General features: G+C 68.5%; 3 protein-coding genes. All 3 read left to right on the top strand.

The features are described from left to right. Positions 1–1,726: AMP-dependent synthetase/ligase (locus tag DD1DGNOD_RS17865; protein WP_131770662.1), on the top strand; the 1,726-nt coding region annotated here is incomplete at its 5' end. A 232-nt stretch (positions 1,727–1,958) separates the two neighbouring features. Further along, on the top strand, positions 1,959–3,194 hold the full coding sequence (locus tag DD1DGNOD_RS17860) for an NAD(P)/FAD-dependent oxidoreductase (protein ID WP_131767615.1): 1,236 nt from the start codon (positions 1,959–1,961) through the stop codon (positions 3,192–3,194). A gap of 50 nt (positions 3,195–3,244) precedes the next feature. Then, positions 3,245–4,051 (top strand): acyl-CoA dehydrogenase family protein (locus DD1DGNOD_RS17855; RefSeq protein WP_131770661.1); only part of this gene is annotated, 807 nt, incomplete at its 3' end.

Raw genomic sequence — 4,051 nt, 5'->3', positions numbered from 1 at the left:
CCGCCTGGCCGCGGACCGTCCCGTGTTGAGCTGGAAGAACGCCGCCGGCTGGCAGGACGTCAGCTACCGGCAGTTCGCCGACCACGTCCGGGCCGTCGCCAAGGTGCTGCTGTCGCACGGAGCCGCGCACGGTGACCGGGTGGCCGTGCTGGGACGGACCAGCTACGAGTGGGCTGTTGTGGACTTCGCGGTGCTCAGTATCGGCGCGGTCACGGTTCCGATCTATCCGACCGCTTCCGAGCAGCAGATACGCCACCTGCTGGTCGACTCCGCGGCAAGCTGGTGCTTCGCCGAGACCGACGATCAGCGTATCCAGCTCGACCGGATCGGCGGATCGGCCCTGCGCGCCGGTGCCTGGCTGCTGGAGACGGTCGGGGCCTGGCGTGAGGCGGATCAGGACGGGCTCCTGGACGCCGAGTTCGACGACCGTCGCGCCAAGGTACGTGCCGACGACCTTGCGACGATCGTCTACACCAGTGGTACCACCGGCACACCCAAGGGGTGCATGCTCACCCACCGCAACCTGTACGCCTCCTCCGCCAACACCGTCGAGCACACCGGGCAGCTGTTCCGCAGCGCTGCCGGGGAGCAGGCGACGACGCTGCTGGGCCTGCCGCTGTCGCACGTCTTCGGCCGGACCATCCTGTTCGCCTGCCTGTACGGGGGCACTCGGACCGGGCTCGTGGCGGGCGTGCCGGAGCTGATCGCGGAGCTCCCGGTGTTCCGGCCCACGTTCCTCGCGCTCGTGCCGTACGCATTGGAGAAGATCCGCAAGCGCGTGCGCGAGCCCGCGGCCGGTGGGGCCGGCGTGGTCGACAGCGAGGCGGAGCGGATCGCGATCGAATTCGGTCTCGCCGGTGCGCGCGGGCTGCGGATCGACGCCGACCTGCACGACGCGCACGCCGCGTTCGACGAGAAGGTCTACAGCCGGGTACGGGCCTCCTTCGGCGGTCGCTTCCAGCATGTGATCTCAGGCGGTGCGTCGCTCGACGACTCGACCGCGGCGTTCTACGCCGGGGTGGGGGTGCAGATCCTCAACTGCTACGGGCTGACCGAGGCCGCGACGGCGGTGACGGTGAACGTCCCGGCAACCAACCGGATAGGCAGCGTCGGGCGCCCGATCCCGGGTACCACGGTGGCGATCGCGGACGACGAGGAGCTGCTCGTCCGCGGCTTCAACGTCTCGCCGGGGTACTGGCCGGGGAGTCCGCAACCCACCGACCGGGACGCGACGCAGGCCGATGAGGGCCCGTGGCTGTACACCGGCGACCTCGGGCGGCTCGACGACGACGGCTTCCTCTACATCACGGGTCGCCGCAAGGAGATCCTGGTCACCAGCGGCGGCAAGAACGTCGCGCCCACCCCGCTGGAGGACCGCGTCCGGCTGCACCCGCTGGTGAGCAACTGCATGGTGATCGGCGACGCGCGGCCGTTCGTCAGCGCGCTGGTGACGATCGACCCCGCTGCGCTCACCGGATGGAAGGCGAGCCAGGGATTCGAGGGCGACGACGACTCCTGGCGTCACAGTCCAGATCTGCTCGCGGAGATCCAGACCGCGATAGACGACGCGAACAGCCTGGTCTCCCGGGCCGAGTCGATCCGGGCGTTCCGGGTTCTCGCGACCGACTTCACGGTGGACGCCGGGCAGCTGACCCCCTCGATGAAGCTGCGCCGGAATGTGATCGAGGCCGAATTCGCCGCGGACATCGCCGCGGTGTACGGCTGAGCGTTTCTTCCCGTCCCCACCGTCCGGTGAACCGGCCGAAAATTTTCCGCAAATCGTCCCACTCCATCTTCTCCGTTCCCGGATTATGGATCGATTGTGTCGCCCAATCGACCGATGGCTCTCGGTCACAGATGTTGACTGCCATTCCGGCAGCTGTGGAAAATTGATTCGTACCCGTACCGGGCAGGTTCCATCGCGGGCTTCGCCGGGTTCACGACAGGAGCACATTCATATGTACGACGTTATCGTTGTCGGTGCGCGCTGCGCCGGCTCATCCCTGGCGCTGCTGCTCGCCAGACGCGGTCACCGGGTCCTCGTCGTCGATCGATCCACCTTCCCGAGCGACACCATTTCGACGCACTACATTCAGCAGACCGGCCTTGCCCGGCTGAAGGACTGGGGCCTGCTCGACCGCGTCGCGGCCTCGGGCGTCCCGGCGATGAAGCACCTGACCCTGTCCTACACCGGCATTCATGTCGAGGGCTTCGCCGACCCGATCGAGGGCGTCACCGAGGTGTACTCCCCGCGTCGGACGGTGCTGGACAAGATTCTCGTCGACGCGGCGCGCGAGGCCGGGGCGGAGGTCGTCGAGGGATTCACCGTCCAGAACGTGATCTTCGAGGACGGCCGTGCGGTCGGCATCCGGGGCCAGCTCGACGACGAATCGGAGAAGGAATTCCGCGGGTCGTTCGTCGTCGGCGCGGACGGCCGGAACTCGACGGTCGGGGACAAGGTCGGGGCCGATTTCTACCGGGTGGTCCCGGCAACCTGCTTCGTCTACTACTCGTATTTCGGCGGGCTGGACTGGACCTTCCAGCACCGGACCAGCTTCAATCAGCAGCAGATAGGCGCGTGGCCGACCAACGACGACCTGCACCTGGTGTCCCTCCTGCGCCGGCGGGAGTACTTCAGCGACTTCCGCACCGACGTGGAGAAAAACTTCCACGCCGTGTACGACGAGGTCGCCCCCGAATTCGGTGAAGACCTCCGGACGAACGGGAAGCGGGCGGAGAACTTCCGGGTTATGCGTTACCCGGACAACTACTACCGCCGTTCCAACGGGCCTGGCTGGGCGCTGGTGGGAGACGCCGGATACCACAAGGACCCGTTCACCGGATGGGGAATCACCGACGCGTTCCTGTACGCCGAGCTCCTGGCGGACCACCTGCACCAGGGGCTGGCCGGCGAGCGCCCGATCGACGACGCGGTGGCGGAGTACGCCAGGATCCGCGACGAGCGGAGCAAGGGCACCTTCGAGTTCACGTGCGTCCTCGCCGAACTCACCCTGCCTCCGTTCTTCGAGGCGGTGCTGCGCGCCACTAGCCAGAGCCCGGAATACACGAAGAAGTTCTTCGGGCTGATGGCCGGGGGCGTCCACGGTGAGGAGTTCTTCGCCCCGCACAACCTGGAGAAGCTCTACGAGGAGGTTGGGACGCCGCAGCAGGAGCGGCTGCTCAAGGCCGCCTGACCGGCTCCTCAGCAACCCAGGGACCTGGGCTTCCGGCTGCGCGAGAAAGCATGGTCGCGCTGCCGGAGGCCCTCCAGACCAGCGGTGCCGACACAGATCAGGAGCATGCCCCCGTGAACGCCGTGCCCACCGCAGACACCAGCCCGCAGCAGATCGCCGAACGCACGAGGGCGTTCGTCCAGGAGTACGTCTTCCCGGTCGAGCGGGAGATCGTGGTCGACGGGCGTCCGATGGACGACGCACTCCGGACGGAGCTGCAGAAGGCCGCCCGGGAGGCGGGGGTCTTCGGCCCGCTGTCGCCGGTGGCCTACGGCGGCCTCGGCCTGGACACCCGGGCCCTGGCGTACGTGTTGGAAGCCGCCGGCGCGAGCCTGATCGGCCCGATCGCGCTGAACGCCTCCGCCCCGGACGACGGCAACATCCACCTGCTCGCCCACCTCGCCAACGCCGAGCAGGCGCAGCGCTACCTGGCGCCGCTGGCGCGCGGTGAGGTCCGCTCGTCCATCGCGATGGCCGAACCGCCTCCCGGCGCGGGGTCGGATCCCGCGATGCTCCGCACGACCGCCGAGAAGGTCGACGGCGGCTGGAGGATCAACGGCGCGAAGCACTTCACCACCGGAGCCGACGGGGCGGCGTTCACCATCTGCATCGCCGCGACCAGCGGCGGCACGACCATGTTCCTGGTGGACCAGGACAACCCGGGGCTCACCGTCGGCCGCCGCATGCCGACGCTGGACCACAGCGCCCCGGGCGGCCACTGCGAAGTGACGTTCAACGACTGTTTCGTCCCCGACGACGCCGTGCTCGGGGCGGTCGGAAGCGGCCTTGAGTACGCCCAGGTGCGGATGGCTCCCTCA

This window comes from Candidatus Protofrankia californiensis (assembly GCF_900634765.1).
Classification (GTDB): domain Bacteria; phylum Actinomycetota; class Actinomycetes; order Frankiales; family Frankiaceae; genus Protofrankia; species Protofrankia californiensis.
Note: the sequence above shows the minus strand (reverse complement) of the source record. Positions and strands in the feature narration are given on the sequence as shown.